This is a genomic window from Riemerella anatipestifer (genome assembly GCF_035666175.1).
Taxonomy (GTDB): Bacteria; Bacteroidota; Bacteroidia; order Flavobacteriales; family Weeksellaceae; genus Riemerella; species Riemerella anatipestifer_D.
The window spans coordinates 984,729-1,004,388 of the sequence record NZ_CP142016.1 but is presented as its reverse complement, the minus strand read 5'-3'; the positions used below and the strand labels follow the sequence as shown (position 1 = coordinate 1,004,388).

Here is a 19,660-nt window from a genome sequence, read left to right as displayed (position 1 = left end):
CTATGGGATATTAAGATATTTGTGTGTTTGTACCGAAGCCTGCCATTTAGGATTTTCTAAAATATAATCGGTTATTTTAGGATACATTTCATCTCTTTTACTCCATTCGCTTTGGAGATAAAATTTACAATTTTGAGATACTTTAGAAGCTTGTTCTTCGGCAAACTTAAAATCGTGATTGTTGAAAATAATTACTTTTAACTCATTTGCCTTTGCATATATACTTTCTTTAGGCAGACCTGTTTTCTTAGGAGAAAGGCACACCCAATCTATATGCCCAGATATTTCATAAGCACCAGAAGTCTCTATGTGTATAGTGCAACCTAAGTCTTTTAATTTTTTTGTAAGTATTTCTAAATTCCACATAAGTGGCTCTCCACCTGTCAAAACAATGGTTTTAGAATGGTTTGCTGCTATTTGGGCTACTTCTTCTGCGTCCATTAAAGGATGCAAGTTAGGATCCCAACTTTCTTTAACATCGCACCAATGACAACCAACATCGCAACCTCCTAAACGAATAAAATATGCCGCTTTGCCAGTATATGCACCTTCACCTTGTATCGTATAGAAATGCTCCATTACAGGGAGTAGTTTCCCTAACTTTAGTAATTCTTTTTCAGTATTAGTCATCATTAAAAACCTATTCTTTTGAATGTGTAAATTATAAAAACTTCCATAGAAGATTATAAACACAAATCCGCTACAAAAGTAGTGATTTTAACTTAAGCCACTAGGAAATATTAAGGAAAAACGCAATAATATCGTATAAATAGAAGACTTACACCTCAAATACCTCTAGAAGTCCTTCTGGTAATTGCATAGAAATTATCTTTTCATCTCTATTAACTTTCAGAATCCAATCTTTGATAATAGGAATGATAACCTCTTTACCTTTGTTATTGAGGATAAAATAATGTTGTGCGGCTTGGTCGTTAATCTCTTTGATTGAACCACAAAAGTTTTCAGCCTCATCAAAAACATCAAAACCTATTACTTCGTGATAATAAAATCGGTTACCCTCTAACGGAGGTAAAGTAGAAAGTGGTAAAAAAACACTTTTGCCCAATGCTTGTCCTATCATAGCATCAGACACATTTTTAAAAGTAATAATTTTAGAATCTGATTTTTGCCACTGCTGTTTTTCTATAAAAAAAGGAACCAATAATCCATTGATTTCAACGAATATTGATTCCAATTTGTTGTAAAACTCGGGTTGGTCTGTATCTAATTTTAAGATAACATTTCCCGAAAGACCATGCTTACGAGTGATTTTTCCAAGAAAATAGCAATCCTCCTTTCGCATGATTTAATTTTAGTTCTTAAGCTTCAGCTTCGTTTTCCTCAGCTGCAGGAGCTTCCGCACTTTCTTCAGCAACTTCTCCTACTGGTTCTTCAGCAGCTTCAGCTTCTTTTCTAGCATTTAGTCTAGCTTCGCTTACTTTTTGTTCAGCCTCTAGTGCCGCTTTCTTAGCTTCTTCTTTGGATTTAGCTAAGTTTTCTTTTTTACCTTGTACTTTTGCTTCTTTTTCTTCTAGCCAAGCGTTGAATCTCTTCTCTGCTTCAGCTTCATCAAAAGCACCTTTAGCAACTCCTCCAAGTAAGTGTTTCTTGTAAAGAGCCCCTTTGTAAGATAGGATAGCTCTAGCGGTATCCGTAGGCTGAGCCCCTTTGTTTAACCAATCTACCGCTGCATTTACATCTAAATCAATAGTAGCTGGGTTAGTAATTGGGTTGTAAGTTCCTAGTTTTTGGATGAATCTACCATCTCTCTTTGCTCTAGAATCTGCAACCACGATGTGGTAAAACGGTTTTCCTTTTTTACCGTGTCTTTGTAATCTAATTTTTACTGACATAAAATATTGATTTTATGGGATCTCGTCCCTGTTAATAATTAGTTGGCAAAAGTAATATTTTTTTTTGAATTAGCCAACACAAAATTTACTGTTTTATAATTTGTGTAACCTGTTGAGTATTATCACTTAAAGTATATTTTATAAGATACTTACCGTATATAAGCTTGTCTAATCTAATTTCAACATAATTTGAATTAGGAAAAACCTCCATTACTTGGGCTCCAACTATAGAGTAAAAAGTAACACTTTTAACCCTAGTTAATGGATTTTTAGTTTTTAATACAATGAAATCCTTAGCTGGGTTAGGGTAAGCAACCACAAGAGCATCATCAGATTTTTGTTGATTACCAATATAATCTCTTACATTCTGAGCCTTCAGCGTTGAGGAAGATAGTCCCAAAAATGTAATTAAGAAAAATATAGAAAATAAAAGTTGTTTCATAGTATTGATTTAAAAATATTTACAAATATATCTAAAATAAAATCCGCTTACAAGATTTAATTCTGCTAAAGTCTTGTTAAATTTGCACAACAAATACAATTCCAAAAATGATTATATATTCAAGAAATAGAAGATTAAGACGAAATGACAGTCTTAGAAGCCTTGTAAGAGAAAGCCATCTTTCAGCATCTGATTTTGTAATGCCTATGTTTGTGATGGAAGGAGAAAAAAGGCAAGAAGCTATTTCGTCTATGCCAGGCATCTATCGTAGAAGTATAGATTTAACGGTGGAAGAATGTAAAGAGCTATTCGCTTTGGGTGTGAAAGCAGTTAATATCTATATGAAGGTTTCAGACCATCTCAAAGATAATGCAGGAACGGAAGCGTGGAATCCTAATGGATTGATGCAAAACACTATACGAGCTATTAAGGAAGCGGTTCCAGGAATGGTAGTGATGCCTGATGTAGCTTTAGACCCTTATTCTATCTACGGACACGATGGTATTGTAACTAATGGTGAAGTGGATAATGATGCTACAGTGGAAGCTTTGGTTAAGATGTCTATTTCTCAAGCTGAAGCTGGAGCGGATATTGTAGCACCAAGTGATATGATGGACGGCAGAGTAATGGCTATAAGAGAAGGATTAGAGGAAAATGGGTTTCATAATGTAGGTATTTTGTCTTATGCGGCGAAATATGCAAGTTCTTTCTATGGACCTTTCAGAAGTGCGTTGGATAGTGCTCCGAAGGAAACCGCAAACATTCCGAAGGATAAAAAAACTTATCAAATGGATTTTCATAATACTAGAGAAGCTATAAATGAAGTGATTAGAGATGTAGAGGAAGGAGCTGATATTATTATGATAAAGCCAGGTATGCCTTATTTAGACATTGTTTCTAAAGTTAGAGAGCTAATAGATATTCCTATTGCGGTGTATCAAGTAAGTGGAGAATATGCCATGCTAAAAGCTGCTTCGCAGAATGGTTGGCTAGACAATGATAAAGTCTTAATAGAAAGTCTTACTTGCTTTAAGAGAGCTGGGGCTGATATGATTTTCACCTATGCAGCAAAAGAAGCCGCAATGCTTCTACAAAAATAAAACAAAATAGCGACCTTTCAGATTGAGGTCGCTATTTTTTTAAAGTATTTTAAGTTCTAAATCTATACTCTTCCCAAAAAACTTTTTAGATATTTTTTCAAAATTTTTGGTTAAATCCGAAAGATAAAACTTCATCTCCGTTGTTCTCTGTTCAGAATTAAGTAAGTGGTGTTTTTCTAAAGAAATTTTAATGTAATTTGCTACAATACTAGGCGAATCAATCACTCTTACTCTACTGCCATAATATTGCTTAATTTCCTCTAATAATAGCGGATAATGTGTGCACCCTAAAATCAGTGTTTCAATGTTCTTTAGCTTACTATTACTCAAATAATGATATAAAATAGAATGAGTAATAGGGTGGTTTTTAAAACCCTCTTCTATCGCTGGAACTAAAAGTGGTGTGGCTAGCTCATCTACCTTTATAAATTTGTTAAAGCGTCTGATGCTTTTCTTATAAATCCCAGCATTTACGGTAGCTTTAGTTGCAATAACGCCTACATTGGTGTGGATTTCATAAGCTATTTTCTCCGCAACAGGATTAACCACATCAAAAACAATCGCTCTATTTCCTACCAATTCTTTAACTTCTTTCAGTGCATTAGCCGTGGCAGAGTTACAAGCGATTACGATGGCTTTACAGTTTTGCTCTAGTAAAAACTCGGCTATTTTTTCTGAAAACCTAACGATGGCTTCTTTAGATTTATCTCCGTAAGGTAAATGTTTGGTATCCCCAAAATAGATGATGTTTTCGTGGGGCATTTGCCTTTTGATTTCTTTGGCTACGGTAAGTCCTCCCACTCCAGAATCAAACACGCCTATAGGTTGCTTAGGAGAGAGGTTATCTACCAACATTAAATGATTTGTATGTTTCAATGCTAATATCTTTAGATTACAAAAATAAGGATTTTTAGGGTTGAATATCGTTTATTGAAAATTATAAGGAGAGCTTTATATTATCAAAATCTCTAAAACCGTTGAGAAAATCTTTCACAGGCATTCTTTTTTTACCTTGCAATTGTAGTTCTTCAGGGAAATAAATACCGTCTTTAGTATAGATTTTAAAACTATTTTTAGTTATTTCAATCTCTCCAGCTTGGTGAGAGTGTTCAGATGGCTGAAAGTAACCTTTGTAAATTTTAAGTGATTTTTCTTCTTCTCCAATTTTGATATTGGTAAAAGCAGCAGGGTAAGGTGACATGCCTCTTACAAAGTTATGTATATTCACTCCTGTGTCATTCCAATTGATTTTGGTGTCTTCTTTAAAGATTTTGAAAGCATTTTTAGGTTCGGCTACAATGGGTTGAGGTTGCTCCGTGATACTATTAGTAGATAAGCCGTCTAGGGTTTCTACAATGAGTTCGCCACCTATGGTCATAAGTCTGTCGTGTAGGCTTCCTGCGTCTTCATCAGGAGCAATGCTTAGCTCTTTTTGTAGGAGAATGTTACCTTCATCTATTTTTTCGTTGATGAAAAAAGTAGTAACACCTGTGGTGGTTTCTCCATTGATAATAGCGAAATTGATAGGAGCTGCACCTCTGTAATCAGGCAATAATGAAGCGTGTAGGTTAAAAGTACCCAAACGAGGAATTTCAAACAAAACTTTCGGCATCATACGGAACGCCACCACTACGAAAACATCGGCTTCTAGTTGTTTCATTGCTTCTAGAAAGTCAGGATTTCTAAGTTTTTCTGGCTGATAGATGGGCAGACCTTGCTCTAGTGCATATTCTTTAACAGGTGAAGCTGTTATTTTTTGACCTCTTCCGCTGGCTTTATCGGCTACTGTAACCACGCCCACTACTTGATGTTGGGAGTGATGTATGGCTTCTAAGCTATGTTTCGCAAAATCTGGTGTTCCGAAAAATACTACTTTTAAAGGTTTTGTCATGAGTTTATTGTATAAGTTTTATAGTTAAGCATTTTAATTTTATCGGTATCTAGCAGAAGAATCACTTGTTCTAATAGCTTTTCTCTCGATAGATGTGGTATCTGTGCTGAGAGGTCTTCTAAAGTACAAGGTTCTACTGCTAAAACTTTAAGTATAGGGTTATGGGCGGAAGACAGCGAAGTTTTACGAGACAAACAAACCGAGCATTGTCCGCAATTTTGAGCCTTTTTCTCTCCGAAATAAGATAATATCATTTTCATTTTGCAATACTTTTCGGATTGAATAAAAAACTTCATTTCTTCCCATTTCTGAACTTTGTTTTTTTGTATTTCTAGAAAAAGATGCCACCATTTACCACCAAAACTTGCATTATCTCTAGGAATAAGAAATTTAATACTAGCTAAAGCCCCATCTATATAGTTAATATAGCCTTTGTTGGCAAGTTCTAGGAGGCGTTTTTTTAGTTCGGTAGGGTTGGTGTTGATTTTATGAGCTAAATGTTCTTCTCTAAAACTAACTTTATGATGCGAAAATCCAGATAGATGTCTTAACAGTACTTCTATAAAATAGGCATCTTGTGGAGCTAGGCTTTCAAAGCCTTCTACTTCTATGTTTAGCTCTATGCTAGATTTGGATTTGAGGTTGTTACAATAGATGATTTCCTGATTATGCAGAAAACTCAAAATATTTTTAAGCGAGGCTAAAGGTATTTTGGTAACCCGTTGCCATTGTCTAATATTAAACTGAAAAGTCTGTTCAGGAAGTTCAAAATCAGCTATCTGAAATAAAGAATAGAGATAAGACACAGCCTTTTTAAAACTCTCTTTGTTAGGAATTTGTTGTTTAAGAGTTTCGTCAGAATTGGAGAGCTCATATTTGTTCCATAGCAGATAGGCAAGGGCAGGTTCACCATCTCTACCTCCTCTCCCAATTTCTTGGTAATAGTTTTCTACCGAATTAGGCGGAGAAAGGTGTATCACATATCGTACATCATCTTTGTCTATGCCCATTCCAAAAGCGTTGGTAGCCACTAGAACTCCATTGTTAGAATGTAGCCACTGATTCTGTTTTTGGTGTTTTTCTTTAAGTGGCAGTCCAGCGTGGTAAAAATCAACATTAGGAATTCCATTATGTTGCAGGAATTCTGTGAGTTGTTGAGTTTCCTTTCTCGTAGAAGTGTATATAATTCCCGAATAAGGGTGGTTTTTTACCAAATTTAAAATTCTAGAATATTTGTCGGAACACTCTTCTGTGTGTATTTTAATATTTGTCCGTTCAAAACTCTTTTGGAAGATTTGTGGTGTTTTTAGATTGAGTTTAGACTTAATATCCTCCAATACCTTCGGAGTGGCCGTAGCCGTAAGAGCTAAAACGGGCAAATCTTTCAGTCGGTCTTTTCTAAACTTATGAATGTTTTGGTAGCTTGGGCGAAAGTCTTGTCCCCACTCGGAGATACAATGGGCTTCGTCCACCGCTAAAAAAGAAACTTTGATTTCTTCTATTTTTTGAAGAAAAAGGCTGTTGGTAAGCCTTTCGGGAGATACAAATAGTATTTTGGTAGTTCCCTCAATACAAAGTGAATAGATTTGTTCTGCTTGGGCTTCGTCTAATTCTGAACTTAGATACTCTGCTTCTATCCCTTTGCTTTTTAGTTGATATACTTGGTCTTTCATTAGAGCCAAAAGTGGAGAAACCACAATGCAAGTACCTTCTAAAACTAATGCCGGGAGCTGATAACACAAAGATTTTCCGCCTCCTGTAGGCAAGAGAGCAAAAGTATCCTGCCCCATAATGATAGAGCTGATAATTTCTTCCTGTGGTTCTCTAAACTCTTGATAGCCCCAAAAATGGGCAAGTGTATCATAGAGTAGTTTAGTGATATGTTCGGGTAGGAGAGGCATTGTGTAATCTATTCTGCCTCAAAATTACGCTAAAATACCTACTCATACAAAAAATATAAGGATTGAAATTACTAGAACTTCAATCCTTATATCAAGAAAATTTATATTATGGAATTTAGAATTTTAAATCACCATTGATTTCTCTTACTGCATTAGCCGCAGTAGCGAATTTTTCTTTTTCAGCGTCTGTTAAAGATATTTCTACGATTTTTTCAACCCCATTTTTACCAATAATTACAGGTACACCTAGGCAGATGTCGTTTTGTCCGTATTCTCCGTTAAGCATTACAGAACACGGAATCATTTTTTTCTGGTCGCAAGCAATAGCTTGAACAATGGTAGATACTGCCGCTCCTGGTGCATACCAAGCAGAAGTTCCTAATAATTTAGTAAGGGTAGCCCCACCTACTTTAGTTTCTTCTACTACATAGTTTTGTTTTTCTTCGTTTAAAAATTCAGAAACAGATACTCCGTTTCTTGTCGCTTTACTTATTAGAGGAAGCATACCTGTGTCAGAGTGAGCTGCGATAACCATACCGTCTACATCAGAGATAGGGCATTCTAGGGCTTCTGCCAATCTGTATTTGAATCTAGCACTATCCAAAGCACCACCCATACCGATGATTCTCTCTTTAGGAAGACCAGAAGTTTTGTGAACAAGGTAAGCCATAGTATCCATAGGGTTAGATACTACGATAATAATTACATTAGGAGAGTGCTTAATTAAGTTTTCTGTAACTTCTTTAACGATACCTGCATTGATGCCGATAAGCTCTTCTCTCGTCATACCTGGCTTTCTAGGAATACCAGAAGTGATTACAGCGACTTGAGACCCTGCTGTTTTAGAATAATCAGAAGTAGAGCCTGTGATTTTAGTATCAAAACCATTAAGTGATGCGGTCTGCATCAAATCCATTGCTTTACCCTCTGCAAAACCTTCTTTGATGTCTACTAATACAACTTCTGAACAGAAGTTTTTCATTGCGATATACTCAGCACAGCTAGCTCCTACAGCTCCTGCTCCTACTACGGTAACTTTCATAATATTTTTATTTTTGATTTATAATTTGTTCTTTTTGATAGTTCCCAAATTTACAACTATTAGTTTTTATAGCCAAAAAATAAAGAGGCTTATTGTTCTTCCTCAAAGTAAAGGCGGTAGAATTTTCCTTTTTCATCTTGCCCCGTTTCTATCATTTTACGGTCGCCGTGTACATAGATATGGAAGTTTTTATCCAGTTTTATCACACTTTTAAAGTGTCTTTGCTGTTTTTTTACAGCGGTAGGATTGATAGGGAAGGCTTCGGAAATAGACATTTGGGTGTCTTGCTCATAGTCGGTTTTAAAGTTGATGAAACTCTCCACAATGTTTTCGTCTTGCAATACTTCTTGACTGAATTCTTCAAAATCAAATTGCTCTTTTTCTTTAAAGAAATTGATGGATTTGTTAAGGAAGTCGGCTTGGTCTGCTTTAGTTACTTCAAACTCTTGAGGTAGTTGTTTGGTAATGTAATCTTTGTAGACGGAAAGTGTTTCTTGAGTATGAAAATAGTCGTCTTCTCTTTGTCTTACCTTTAAAAAATCTTCAAACCAATAGTACAAATCTCCATTTTTGTTGTTATCCACAACAGAAACTACATAGCCTAATTCTTTATTATTGTTGTAGATAATGGCTCCTTTGTCTAGTTTAGAAAGTCCGATACCGTAGTCTTTTTCAATAAGGTAGTCATCGTCTTCGTTGGCATTTATTTTAAGGAAAGGCTCTTTTCGTTCTGTTTTAAAAATCCCTATGGAGTCTATTTTTCCTGCATCGGTTTCTTCGCCTTCAAAATAAACAATAAAGAGTTCGCCACTTTGTACACGAGGGTTTTCAGTAATTTCGTAGAGGTGTTTTGCTATATTTTCGGATTCCCACTGAAATTTTGCAGGGTCTTCAAAAATTTCCGAAATAGAACTGTATACAGGGTTGTTAGAAAGATAAGTATCACTATAAAACTGAAATTGCTCTTCGGATTTAAAAGCCTTTAAAAAAAACTCTTCTAATTGTTCTTTCATATCATCTTCTAGCTCCAAACACTGCGAAGATAAAAACAGATTTTCCTGATTGATTTTATTTCCTACTTTATGAACAATAATTTTTGAAAACATTCGCTCTAATTTTTAATGCAAATATACACTTATAGAATTAGAGTTTCTCAGCCCATTGCTTATTTTAAAATAGTTTAACTTTAATGAGATTGAGATATAGGTATAATATTTCCCTACTAATGACTTATTTTAAGATGGTTTTGGTAAAACCCAATGCTCTTTTGTACCGCTAAATAAGCTTGTATCAATTAAAATCGGCTTTATTTATATTAAAATCTCTTGGTGAGAAAGCTAAAACAAGACAGATTGTCCTAAACCACAATAGCGGGAAAGTTAAAACAACCTTGCGAGAACTAAATACCACTTGTGAGAAAGTTAAAACAAGACAAATTGTCCTAAACCACAATAGCGGGAAAGTTAAAACAACCTTGTGAGAACTAAATACCACTTGTGAGAAAGCTAAAACAAGACAGATTGTCCTAAACCACAATAGCGGGAAAGTTAAAACAACCTTGCGAGAACTAAATACTACTTGTGAGAAAGCTAAAACAAGATGATTTATTCTAAAAATACTCTTGAGGTAACTTTTTTCTAACGAAAAAACGGCTACTCTAGAGCAGCCGTTCAGTATAGATGTATTATTATTATTTAGATTTCTCTTCTCTTGGAGGTTTTGGGAGGAGTACTTTTCTAGAAAGTTTCATTTTCTTACGGTCATCGTATCCCATAAATTTCACTTCTACCACATCTCCTTCTTTGTAAGGTACTTTGTCGGTTCTCTTCCAATCAATTTCCGAAATGTGTAAAAGTCCCTCTGTCCCTTTGGCTAGCTGAACGAAAGCACCAAAGTCCATCACTTTTACTACTTTACCCAGGTAAACTTCTCCAACTATTGGAATGAAAGTGATTTCGTTGATTTGAGCGATAGCTGCATTTATCTTTTCTCTATCAGTTCCAGATATTTCTATGTAGCCTATTTCACCCTTTTCCTCTATGGTAATTACAGTGCCTGTTTCTTTTTGCATCTGCTGGATTACCTTACCACCAGGTCCTATTACAGCACCAATGAAGTCTTTAGGGATTTCCATCATTACCATCTTAGGTGCGTGAGGCTTAACATCTGCTCTAGGTTCAGAAATTGTTTTAAGCATTTCCCCAAGGATATGAAGTCTTCCGTTTTTAGCCTGCATTAGAGCCTGTTCCATAATATCCATTGTAAGCCCTTGGATTTTAATGTCCATTTGACAAGCTGTGATACCGTTTTCTGTACCAGTTACTTTAAAGTCCATATCTCCTAGGTGGTCTTCGTCGCCCAAGATGTCAGATAGTACCGTCCATTTTCCAGATTCTTTATCGGTAATAAGCCCCATAGCGATACCAGAAACTGGTTTTCTCATTGGGATACCTGCGTCCATAAGAGCTAGTGTACCAGCACATACCGTAGCCATAGAAGACGAACCATTAGATTCTAAAATGTCCGAAACAATACGAATAGTATATGGCGTTTCCTCTGGAATCATCACTTTTAAAGCTCTTTGAGCTAAGTTACCGTGTCCAACCTCTCTTCTAGAAGTACCTCTAAGTGGTCTAGCTTCACCTGTTGAGAATGGAGGGAAGTTATAGTGTAGATAAAATCTTTCGTCGTGTTGAGTGATAACGCTGTCAATTCTGTTAGCGTCCATAAGAGAACCCAAAGTAACTGTAGTAAGCGATTGAGTTTCGCCTCTAGTAAATACAGAAGAACCGTGTGCGGCAGGAAGATAATCTACTTCACTCCAAATAGGACGAATTTGTTGGTTGTTTCTTCCATCTAAACGGATGTTTTCGTTTAAGATGAGTTGGCGTACAGCTTCTTTTTGTACATCGTGGAAGTAAACTTTAGCTAAATCTGCTTTTTCTTCTAATTCTTCTTCTGTATATTGTGCTAAAAATTCCTCTACTACTGCCGAGAATTTCTCTCCTCTTTCTTCTTTTGCACTAGGGTTTTTAGCGATGTCGTAATACTTTTGGTAAGCATAATCCCAGATTTGTTTTTTTAATTCTTCATCGTGGGTTTCGTGGCAATATTCTCTTTTTGGGAAGGCTTTACCCACTTTTTGAGCCAATCTTTCTTGAGCTTCTACTTGTGTTTTAATTTCTTTATGAGCAAAAGTAATAGCTTCCAGCATTTCCTGCTCGGTAATTTCGTCCATCTCACCTTCTACCATTACGATAGAGTCTTTAGTAGCTCCTACCATAATATCTAGTTCCACGCCACTTTGTAGAGTTTCCCAGCTAGGATTGATGCTAAGAACGCCGTCTTTTTTGATAACTCTAACTTCCGAAAATGGTCCGTTGAAAGGAATATCTGTAATCGCAATAGCGGCTGATGCAGCAAGACCAGCTAATGAGTCTGGCATTACTTTTTCGTCGTAAGAGATAAGAGAAATCATTACTTGAACTTCTGCGTGGAAATCGCTAGGGAATAATGGTCTGATAACTCTATCTACTAGACGCATTGTAAGCACTTCATCATCAGAAGGTTTTGCTTCTCTTCTGAAAAAGTTACCTGGGATTCTTCCTGCTGCTCCAAATTTTTCTCTGTAATCTACGGTAAGAGGCAAGAAATCTACGCCAGGATTAGCTTCCTTAGCGGCTACTACCGTTGCTAGTAGCATAGTGCCTCCCATTTTTACAACTACGGCTCCATCAGCTTGTTTAGCTAATTTACCTGTTTCAATAGTGATTTCTCTGCCGTCTTTCAGCAGAATGGTTTCGGTGATTGCTTGTGGTGCATTCATAAAAATTAAAATGTTAATGTATTGGAGCGTTATCTCCAATGTTTATCTGCGTTACTTCTTTAGGCAGATATGGTTAATATTCTTTTAAATGTCTTGTTTGCAAAATTAATACTTTTTTTACAGACTAATATTACAAGTTCTTAGAACTTTAGTTATACTAAAAACAAAAGCAACTCAAATAAGAGTTGCTTCTGATGTCTTTTTGGACTGATTATTTTCTTAATCCTAGTTCAGCAATAATTGCTCTATACCTTTCGATATCTTTGTTTTTAAGATAATCTAATAATCTTTTTCTTTTACCTACCATTTTAACAAGTGATTTCTCAGTAGCGAAGTCTTTGTGATTAGACTTTAAGTGCTGAGATAGGTGGTTAATTCTGTAAGTGAAAAGAGCGATTTGCCCTTCTGCACTACCTGTGTCCTGTGCAGATTTTCCGTGCTTTGCGAAGATTTCTGCCTTTTTTTCTTTAGTTAAATACATTCCAATATTATTTAATGATTATTATGTATGAGGTCGCAAATTTAGTATTTTTTTTTGTATCCCACAACAAGTATTTGTGGTAGTGTCCTTTTGATTTATAAAATCCCTTTTCAGCCCTAAATTCTATACTCTATTTTTATTTTATTTTCTCTATTTTTACGCTCTAAAAACAAAGGTATATGTATCTTATTTTTGACACGGAAACTACGGGATTACCAAAGAATTTTAATGCTCCATTATCAGATTCGGATAACTGGCCGAGAATGGTGCAGATTGCTTGGCAGCTACACGATGAAGAGGGTAATTTAGTGGAAAATCAAGACTATATCATCAAGCCAGAGGGTTATGATATTCCGTTCAATGCTACTAGGATACACGGGATTTCTACTAAAATGGCTCACGAGCAAGGGCGAGATTTGGTGGAAGTTTTAGAAGAGTTTAGAGAAGTCCTAAAAAAAACAAAGATAGTCGCTGGACACAATATTGAGTTTGATTATAATATTGTAGGGGCGGAATTTTATAGAAAGTCTATAGAAAATGTGTTAGAAAAAATTCCATCTGCTGATACTATGGCACTTGGGACAGACTACTGTCAGCTTGGAGGAGGTAGAAATGGAAAGTATAAACCGCCCAAATTGGAGGAGCTTTACGAAAAACTCTATGGTGAAAAATTTGATGAAGCTCACAATGCTGCTGCCGATGTAAATGCCACGGCACAAGTCTTTTTTGAAATGATGCGTGTTGGGATTATTCCTGCGGAAACGCTTAAAATTTCGGAAGAGCAGCTTAAGGTTTATCAAGAAAACCACCCGAGTCCTATTCGTCCGTTTGCGATTGTTATCAGGAGGCAAGTAGAGGACTTTAATAAAAAGAAAAAAAGAACCGATTTTGGCGATATTAGTGAGATTGAACTCGGTGATTATTTCAATTTCCATAATCACAGTATTTTTTCATCTTTGCAATCTACCACTTCCATAGGAGATTTGATTGCTAAGGCTAAAAATAATCAGTTTCCTGCCGTTGGTATGGTGGATTTGGGTAATATGATGGGGGCTTTCAAATTCGTTTCCGATGTAGAAAAATACAATTCTGGCGTTAAAAAGGCTCATCAAGAATATTTAGCTAATAAACAAAAAGCGGAAGAAGAGGGTGCAGATTTCAATGAAAATGCTCCAGATTCTAAAGAGCTTATGGCTGTATTGGGCTGTGAATTCTATATTTCTGACCGTCCAGAACAAAAACAATTTACCAAAGACGACCCTGACAGAAGAACTAATGTTGTGCTTCTCGCTAAAAACTTTAATGGTTATAAAAATTTAGCGAAGTTGTCCAGTTTAGGGTATGTTAATGGTTTTTATTTTGGTGTACCTAGGGTGTCTAGGGAGATGGTGGCACAGTACAAAGAAGATGTTATTGCGGTAACATCGGGTATTTATGGAGATATTCCAGATGCTATTTTGAATTTTGGTGAGCAAAAAGGAGAAGAACGATTTAAGTGGTGGAAGGAAACTTTCGGTGGGGATTTCTATGTTCAGCTTCAAAATCACGGTTTGCAAGAAGAGGAGCATTTGAATGAGGTTTTGTTAGATTTTGCAGATAAATACGATGTTAAAATTTTAGCCCAAAATGAAACCTTTTATACCGATAAATCTGATGCTAATATTCAAGATATTGTAAGTTGTATCAAAGATGGCGAAAAGCTGTCCACACCAGTAGGAAAAGGCTTTGGTAAGAGAAAAGGATTGAGGTCTCAAGAGTTTTATATCAAAGATGCGGAGGAACTCAAGCAGTGCTTTAGGCAGTATCCAGACGCTTTTGAGGCTTATACAGAGCTGTTGTCAAAATTTGAACCTTATACTCTAAAGAGAGATGTCTTATTGCCTAAATTTGATATTCCAGAAGAGTTTCAATCTGAGGAAGATTTGAAAGATGGTGGCAAAAGGGGAGAAAATGCCTATCTGCGACACCTCACCTATGAAGGAGCTAAGAAGCGTTATGATGAAATTACTGATGATATAAGAGAAAGGCTAGATTTTGAGCTGGAAATTATTGCTAATACAGGTTACCCAGGATATTTCTTGATTGTTCAAGATTTTTGTAACGAAGCTAGAAAGATGGGGGTATGGGTAGGTCCTGGTAGGGGTTCGGCGGCAGGTTCGGCGGTGGCTTATTGTATTGGGATTACCAATGTAGATCCTATAAAATACGACCTCCTTTTTGAGCGTTTTTTAAATCCTGAAAGAATTTCAATGCCCGATATTGATATTGATTTTGATGATGAGGGAAGAGATAGAATTATTAAATGGGTTATTGATAAATATGGTAAATCTAATGTAGCACAGATTATTACTTACTCCGTTTTGGGAGGTAAATCGGCGATTAAAGATGCGGGTAGGGTGCTAGATGTGCCTATTCCAGAAACTAATAATATTGCGAAACTTGTGCCTTCTGTACCAGGAATGAACATTGCTAAGGCTTTATCTAAATACGACAAACTTAAAGATGAAGATAAAGTTTTAGTTGATGAAATGAAGGCGGTTTTAGACAATCCTAACGACCAGCGTTTCCCTGTGTTAGATTCGGCGAAAAAAATGGAAGGTTGCATTAGAAATACGGGAATCCATGCTTGTGGAGTGATTATTACACCTGAAGATATTTCTAATTTGGTGCCTATCTCGATAGCGGCTAAAGATGCCGATATTTTGGTCTCTCAGTTTGATAACTCGGTGGCAGAAAGTGCGGGGCTTTTAAAAATGGACTTTTTAGGGCTGAGGACTTTAACTATCATTAAAGATGCGCTTAAACTCGTAAAAGAAAGGCACGGTATAGATATTAACCCTGATGAAATTTCTTTAGATGATGCTAAGACTTATCAACTTTTTAAAGAGGGAAGAACCATAGGGATTTTCCAATACGAAAGTCCTGGTATGCAAAAATATATGAGGGAATTAAAGCCTACCGTTTTTGCGGATTTAATTGCGATGAATGCTTTGTATCGTCCAGGACCAATTAAGTATATTCCTAACTTTATCAATCGTAAACACGGTGTTGAAGAAATTATTTACGACCTTCCAGAGACCGAAGAATACCTTAAAGAAACTTATGGGATTACCGTTTATCAGGAGCAGGTAATGCTTTTATCTCAAAAATTAGCAAACTTTACCAAAGGTGAAGCGGATACTTTGAGGAAGGCTATGGGGAAAAAGCAGATAGATGTTCTTAATAAGATGTATCCTAAATTTATAGAAGGTGGTAAAAAGAATAATCTAGACGAAGAAAAACTCAATAAAATTTGGAACGACTGGAAGGCGTTTGCGGAATATGCATTTAACAAATCTCACTCTACTTGTTATGCACTTATTGCTTATCAGACGGCATTTTTAAAAGCAAATTATCCAGCCGAGTATATGGCGAGTGTAATGAGTAATAACATTAACAACACGGCACAAATCACAATGTTTATGGAGGATTGTAGAGCTATGGGTGTAGATGTTTTAGGGCCAGATGTTAATGAAAGTCAGTATAAATTTTCGGTGAATGATAAAGGACAGATAAGGTTTGGTTTAGGAGCGATAAAAGGGATTGGCGAAGGTCCTAGTGAAGCGATTAGCCAAGAAAGAGCGAAAGGGAAATTTAAAAATATCTATGACTTCTTTGAAAGAGTAACGCCATCACAAGTGAATAAAAGAGTGGTGGAAAGTTTGGTGATGGCGGGAGCGTTTGATGAGGTAGATACCTACCATAGAGCACAATATTTTGATATTGATAACTCTGGCAAGACTAATATAGAAAAGCTCATTAGATATGGGCAAAGTTTCCAAGAAAGTAAAAATGAGGTGGAAAACTCTCTTTTTGCGGATTTTGCAGAAGAAATACAAATAGAACAGCCTAAAATAGCACCCGCTATGGAGTGGCAGAATATGCATAAACTCAATAAGGAGAAAGAAATTATTGGGTTCTACTTATCAGCTCACCCTTTAGATGAGTATAAATATCAGTTTCGCTTTATGCAAGGTGAGTTGAGTAAAAAGGAAGTTTTGTCTCAAAAAGATGAAATCTTAGAAGAGTTGCAATCTATCCCGAAAGAATCGGTTTTAATAGAAGATACAGAAGATGAACCAGATTTAGCGGTAGACTTAGATTTAGTAGAAGGTGAAGATGGTGAAATAATGGAGGAGGAAGTTAAAAATGTAGAACCTAAAGGCAGTTTTAATTTTTTAAACTTAGATGAAGTAGAAGCCTTTAAAGATAGTATTGCAAGTAGCATCAATCCTAGTTTATTTTCAGAGAAAGAGGCGTGGAAAGAGTTAAGGAAAATTAATGATGCGGCTAAAGAATATACAGTAGCAGGGCTAATTACCGAATATACCATAAGAGATGGTAAAAATAGTGGCGAAAAAATTGCATTTTTGACCTTGGAAGATTATAGTGGGTCGTATGGTTTTCGTTTAGGCGATAGAGATTATATGCGCCTTAGGGAAAAATTGGCTTTACAAAGGTTTGTAATTATTAAGATAAAAATGGTAATTTCCAAAGACGGTAGGGTTTTTGTGAATATAAATGAAGTGATAGACCTTAAAGATGCTTTTGAAAAATATGCAAAATCACTATCCATTGTGGCGGATATTACTGATATTAGAAGAGCGGATATTGAATTCTTCCAAAACGATTTACTCTCTCATCAGGGAGAGCATAAGTTAAGTTTTTATCTTAAAAATCCTAACGATGAAACGGAGCTGGAACTACCATCAATACAGAAGAAAATCAACATAAGTGCAGAACTTTTGTATAAAATTCAGCAGTATAATAAGTATCAGATATTTCTTAACTAGAAGATTAGAGTTAAAATAGTAATAAGGAAGCATTAGCTTCCTTATTTTTTATATCAAATTCTAATCAAAATTGTGGTGAGTGTCGTCGTTTTTATTTCGATTCCAAATCCAAAGACCTATGGTAATGCCTATTGCTCCAGCGGCTCCGTTCATTAAAGCTCTCTCTAGTTGGTCTGGAGCATTAGAGTTACCAAGATAGTTCATTAAAAATACAACAACAAATGTAATGATAACGATGAGGTAAAATTTAGGGTTTTTAAAATCCATATTTTTATCTTAATTTGTATGAAATCATAATACCGCCTCTGTAAGGAATCCATTCTCCACTTTTATTCCAATAGTCTGGATGGCTTTCATATCTTTTCAAGAAATGTGGTGGTTCTTCTGTTGGTTCGTAGCCGTGATAAAAACCTTGTGAAGTTCCTCCACCTAAGAAAAAGTCAATATTCCATTTATCTTTCCATTGGTACTGATATCCAACTACAGCTCCTATCATATAATTAAACCCTCTTTGAAATTTTTTTGTGTCAAGGTAATTCCATTTGGTCATATCAAAAACTCCGCCTCCAACATTTGCTCCAACATACCAACCATTGAATGCTTCCTTAAAATAATATCTACCCTCCAAATGTCCCATGTAAATTTGCATATGATTGCCAAATGCAGATTTCCAAGGTGAAATAAGGATGTCTCCTTGTATGGTGTACTTGGGTGCTAATTGATACTCTAGTCCTCCATTTATGATGGATAGCGGTAGAGTGAGAACATTTCCTTTAATGTATAAAGATTTAGGCTTTGTTGTGTTTGTCTCTTCTTGGGTAGACTGTGCTGGTGTTAGAGTTGTCAAACCTAAAAAAAGTATAATGGCTATATTTTTCATAATGCAAATATAAAATAATAAAACAAAAACCACTCTCAAACGGAGTGGTTTTTATGGTGGTGCCTCCAGTACTCTCATTACCGTTGGGAATCAATGATACTATGTCATAATTTGGTCTCATTTGGGTCTATTTAAAGTCCTTTGTGAGGTTATTTATCTTTTTTAATATGTTAATAAGTTCATGGTTGTCATGAGTAATATTTTCAGTAGATGAATCCTCAACAGAGTCCGCAACAGCTTCCTCAAATAAATTATTTAAGTCTATATCTGGGAAATGTTTTCTCATAAGGGCAAAATCTTCCTCATTAAATCTACTTTTTCCATTCATCTTGGAAGAAAAATTAGACTTCTTAAGCCCCAACTTTTCTCCAAAGTCCTTTAAGTCTATTCGCTTGTAATGACAATAGTTTAAAATTTTTCCTCTGATATTCATTAACTTATATATTATAAGTCATTTTTTCAGTACAAAAATTTTGAACCAAGTTTAAAATTTTTAAATTTGCACTGAAACAATAACAAACAAAATGCAACGCAAAGGTAACAAAATATCAACTAAAAAAAATATTGATTTGAATATTGAAAGTAAATTCAAATTCATAGATGACTATTTACCTAGAAATTATGCAAGTAAGGTTATAAAAAAATTGGGTCGAGAAAACTTAAGTGCATCTACTGTGAGAGGTGTACGCAAGAGAAAGTCTGGTGATTTAGAAATCATCAGAGCCTTATATGATGTAGCAAAAGACACTTATAAACTCATAAATGAATAAAAATAAAACTATGAATTCAACAACACAGATGATTTACCCAGGTATGTGTGACGACAGCTTGGAAATTTTCTTCCATAAAGAGGAAAATAGACTAATGGCAATACATAATAGCCAAATTAAATGTTTTACAAAACTTCCTACGGAAGCCATAGGTTTTATCTATAATATTATGGACTCTGAGGTTGAAACTCAAGAGCTTTTGCAAAAGTGGTTTCCAGATGACACAGAGAAGCAAATACAAAAACTAGCCAAATGCCGTTTTGGGGGACTTAATTTTGAACCAGACTATTGTTCTAAAAAAAAATCTCCCAATTTTGATGTAGTAGATTGTCCGCTGAAAGGGCACTGCAAAGGCGAGGGTATTTTATGTAAAGAAATATCCTATAAGGGAGAATCTTTATCTAATCTAGAACTAGAGGCATTAAGACTAATATCTTCTATAGAGAAGAACACAGCCATAGCAGAGCTGCTAGGAATGCCACTAGGAACATTTAATGTTTTTCGTACCAACTTATACGAAAAACTCAACATAAGAACTAAACAAGAAGCGACCAGAGTAGCAGTATTCCTAGGGCTTATCTAGGAACGGGAGCTTATTTACTATCCCGAAGCCTCTTAGGAGGCTTCATTTTAAAAATAAAA

General features: G+C 35.6%; 18 protein-coding genes. 4 read left to right on the top strand and 14 right to left on the bottom strand.

All coding sequences use genetic code 11. The features are described from left to right. The 4 genes from VIX88_RS04985 to VIX88_RS04970 all read right to left on the bottom strand — a co-directional run bounded on the left by VIX88_RS04985 (nucleotide 1) and on the right by VIX88_RS04970 (nucleotide 2,295). Nucleotides 1-633: a 7-carboxy-7-deazaguanine synthase QueE gene (locus VIX88_RS04985; protein WP_014411252.1), complete on the bottom strand. Its 633-nt coding sequence runs from the start codon at nucleotides 631-633 to the stop codon at nucleotides 1-3. A 145-nt stretch (nucleotides 634-778) separates the two neighbouring features. After that, nucleotides 779-1,303 (bottom strand): ribosome maturation factor RimM, encoded by a 525-nt coding sequence (rimM, locus tag VIX88_RS04980; RefSeq protein WP_064969584.1) that lies wholly within the window; start codon nucleotides 1,301-1,303, stop codon nucleotides 779-781. Between the two features lie 16 nt (nucleotides 1,304-1,319). Next, a complete protein-coding gene (locus tag VIX88_RS04975; protein ID WP_064969586.1) occupies nucleotides 1,320-1,853 on the bottom strand; it encodes a 30S ribosomal protein S16 in 534 nt (177 codons plus the stop codon). Nucleotides 1,854-1,938: 85 nt separating this feature from the next. Next, nucleotides 1,939-2,295: a T9SS type A sorting domain-containing protein gene (locus tag VIX88_RS04970; RefSeq protein WP_004918713.1), complete on the bottom strand. Its 357-nt coding sequence runs from the start codon at nucleotides 2,293-2,295 to the stop codon at nucleotides 1,939-1,941. A gap of 107 nt (nucleotides 2,296-2,402) precedes the next feature. On the opposite strand from VIX88_RS04970, the gene hemB reads away from it, so the two are divergent. Next, nucleotides 2,403-3,395: a porphobilinogen synthase gene (gene hemB, locus VIX88_RS04965; protein WP_064969588.1), complete on the top strand. Its 993-nt coding sequence runs from the start codon at nucleotides 2,403-2,405 to the stop codon at nucleotides 3,393-3,395. Nucleotides 3,396-3,434: 39 nt separating this feature from the next. Here hemB and murI read toward each other — a convergent pair whose 3' ends face one another. The 7 genes from murI to rpsO all read right to left on the bottom strand — a co-directional run bounded on the left by murI (nucleotide 3,435) and on the right by rpsO (nucleotide 12,536). Next, on the bottom strand, nucleotides 3,435-4,250 hold the full coding sequence (murI, locus tag VIX88_RS04960) for a glutamate racemase (protein ID WP_064969590.1): 816 nt from the start codon (nucleotides 4,248-4,250) through the stop codon (nucleotides 3,435-3,437). A gap of 82 nt (nucleotides 4,251-4,332) precedes the next feature. Continuing rightward, on the bottom strand, nucleotides 4,333-5,286 hold the full coding sequence (fmt, locus tag VIX88_RS04955) for a methionyl-tRNA formyltransferase (RefSeq protein WP_064969592.1): 954 nt from the start codon (nucleotides 5,284-5,286) through the stop codon (nucleotides 4,333-4,335). After that, nucleotides 5,283-7,187 carry a RecQ family ATP-dependent DNA helicase gene (locus VIX88_RS04950; protein ID WP_064969594.1) on the bottom strand — a complete coding sequence of 635 codons (1,905 nt, stop codon included), beginning with the start codon at nucleotides 7,185-7,187 and terminating at the stop codon, nucleotides 5,283-5,285. The genes fmt and VIX88_RS04950 overlap by 4 nt, the downstream gene beginning before the upstream one ends. A gap of 115 nt (nucleotides 7,188-7,302) precedes the next feature. Further along, nucleotides 7,303-8,229 (bottom strand): malate dehydrogenase, encoded by a 927-nt coding sequence (locus VIX88_RS04945; RefSeq protein ID WP_064969596.1) that lies wholly within the window; start codon nucleotides 8,227-8,229, stop codon nucleotides 7,303-7,305. An 89-nt stretch (nucleotides 8,230-8,318) separates the two neighbouring features. Next, nucleotides 8,319-9,335: a nucleoid-associated protein gene (locus tag VIX88_RS04940; protein ID WP_004918701.1), complete on the bottom strand. Its 1,017-nt coding sequence runs from the start codon at nucleotides 9,333-9,335 to the stop codon at nucleotides 8,319-8,321. Between the two features lie 584 nt (nucleotides 9,336-9,919). Then, nucleotides 9,920-12,055, bottom strand: coding sequence for a polyribonucleotide nucleotidyltransferase (locus tag VIX88_RS04935; protein WP_064969600.1), 2,136 nt, complete (start codon nucleotides 12,053-12,055; stop codon nucleotides 9,920-9,922). A 211-nt stretch (nucleotides 12,056-12,266) separates the two neighbouring features. Continuing rightward, nucleotides 12,267-12,536 carry a 30S ribosomal protein S15 gene (gene rpsO, locus VIX88_RS04930; protein ID WP_004918697.1) on the bottom strand — a complete coding sequence of 90 codons (270 nt, stop codon included), beginning with the start codon at nucleotides 12,534-12,536 and terminating at the stop codon, nucleotides 12,267-12,269. A 179-nt stretch (nucleotides 12,537-12,715) separates the two neighbouring features. Here rpsO and dnaE point away from each other — a divergent pair, with 179 nt between their 5' ends. Next, entirely contained in the window at nucleotides 12,716-17,368 is a 4,653-nt protein-coding gene (gene dnaE / locus VIX88_RS04925) for a DNA polymerase III subunit alpha (RefSeq protein WP_064969602.1), read from the top strand. A 60-nt stretch (nucleotides 17,369-17,428) separates the two neighbouring features. Here the strand turns inward: dnaE and VIX88_RS04920 are convergent, their stop codons facing one another. The 3 genes from VIX88_RS04920 to VIX88_RS04910 all read right to left on the bottom strand — a co-directional run bounded on the left by VIX88_RS04920 (nucleotide 17,429) and on the right by VIX88_RS04910 (nucleotide 18,681). Continuing rightward, complete coding sequence (locus tag VIX88_RS04920; RefSeq protein WP_064969604.1) at nucleotides 17,429-17,635, bottom strand: hypothetical protein; 207 nt, start codon at nucleotides 17,633-17,635, stop codon at nucleotides 17,429-17,431. Nucleotides 17,636-17,639: 4 nt separating this feature from the next. Further along, nucleotides 17,640-18,248, bottom strand: coding sequence for a DUF3575 domain-containing protein (locus VIX88_RS04915; RefSeq protein ID WP_064969606.1), 609 nt, complete (start codon nucleotides 18,246-18,248; stop codon nucleotides 17,640-17,642). Between the two features lie 127 nt (nucleotides 18,249-18,375). Then, nucleotides 18,376-18,681, bottom strand: coding sequence for a hypothetical protein (locus VIX88_RS04910; protein WP_214194102.1), 306 nt, complete (start codon nucleotides 18,679-18,681; stop codon nucleotides 18,376-18,378). Between the two features lie 136 nt (nucleotides 18,682-18,817). On the opposite strand from VIX88_RS04910, the gene VIX88_RS04905 reads away from it, so the two are divergent. Both VIX88_RS04905 and VIX88_RS04900 read left to right on the top strand, forming a co-directional pair. Then, complete coding sequence (locus VIX88_RS04905) at nucleotides 18,818-19,018, top strand: hypothetical protein (RefSeq protein ID WP_155756534.1); 201 nt, start codon at nucleotides 18,818-18,820, stop codon at nucleotides 19,016-19,018. A 10-nt stretch (nucleotides 19,019-19,028) separates the two neighbouring features. Next, nucleotides 19,029-19,601 carry a response regulator transcription factor gene (locus tag VIX88_RS04900; protein ID WP_233032239.1) on the top strand — a complete coding sequence of 191 codons (573 nt, stop codon included), beginning with the start codon at nucleotides 19,029-19,031 and terminating at the stop codon, nucleotides 19,599-19,601. The last annotated feature ends 59 nt before the right edge of the window (nucleotides 19,602-19,660 follow it).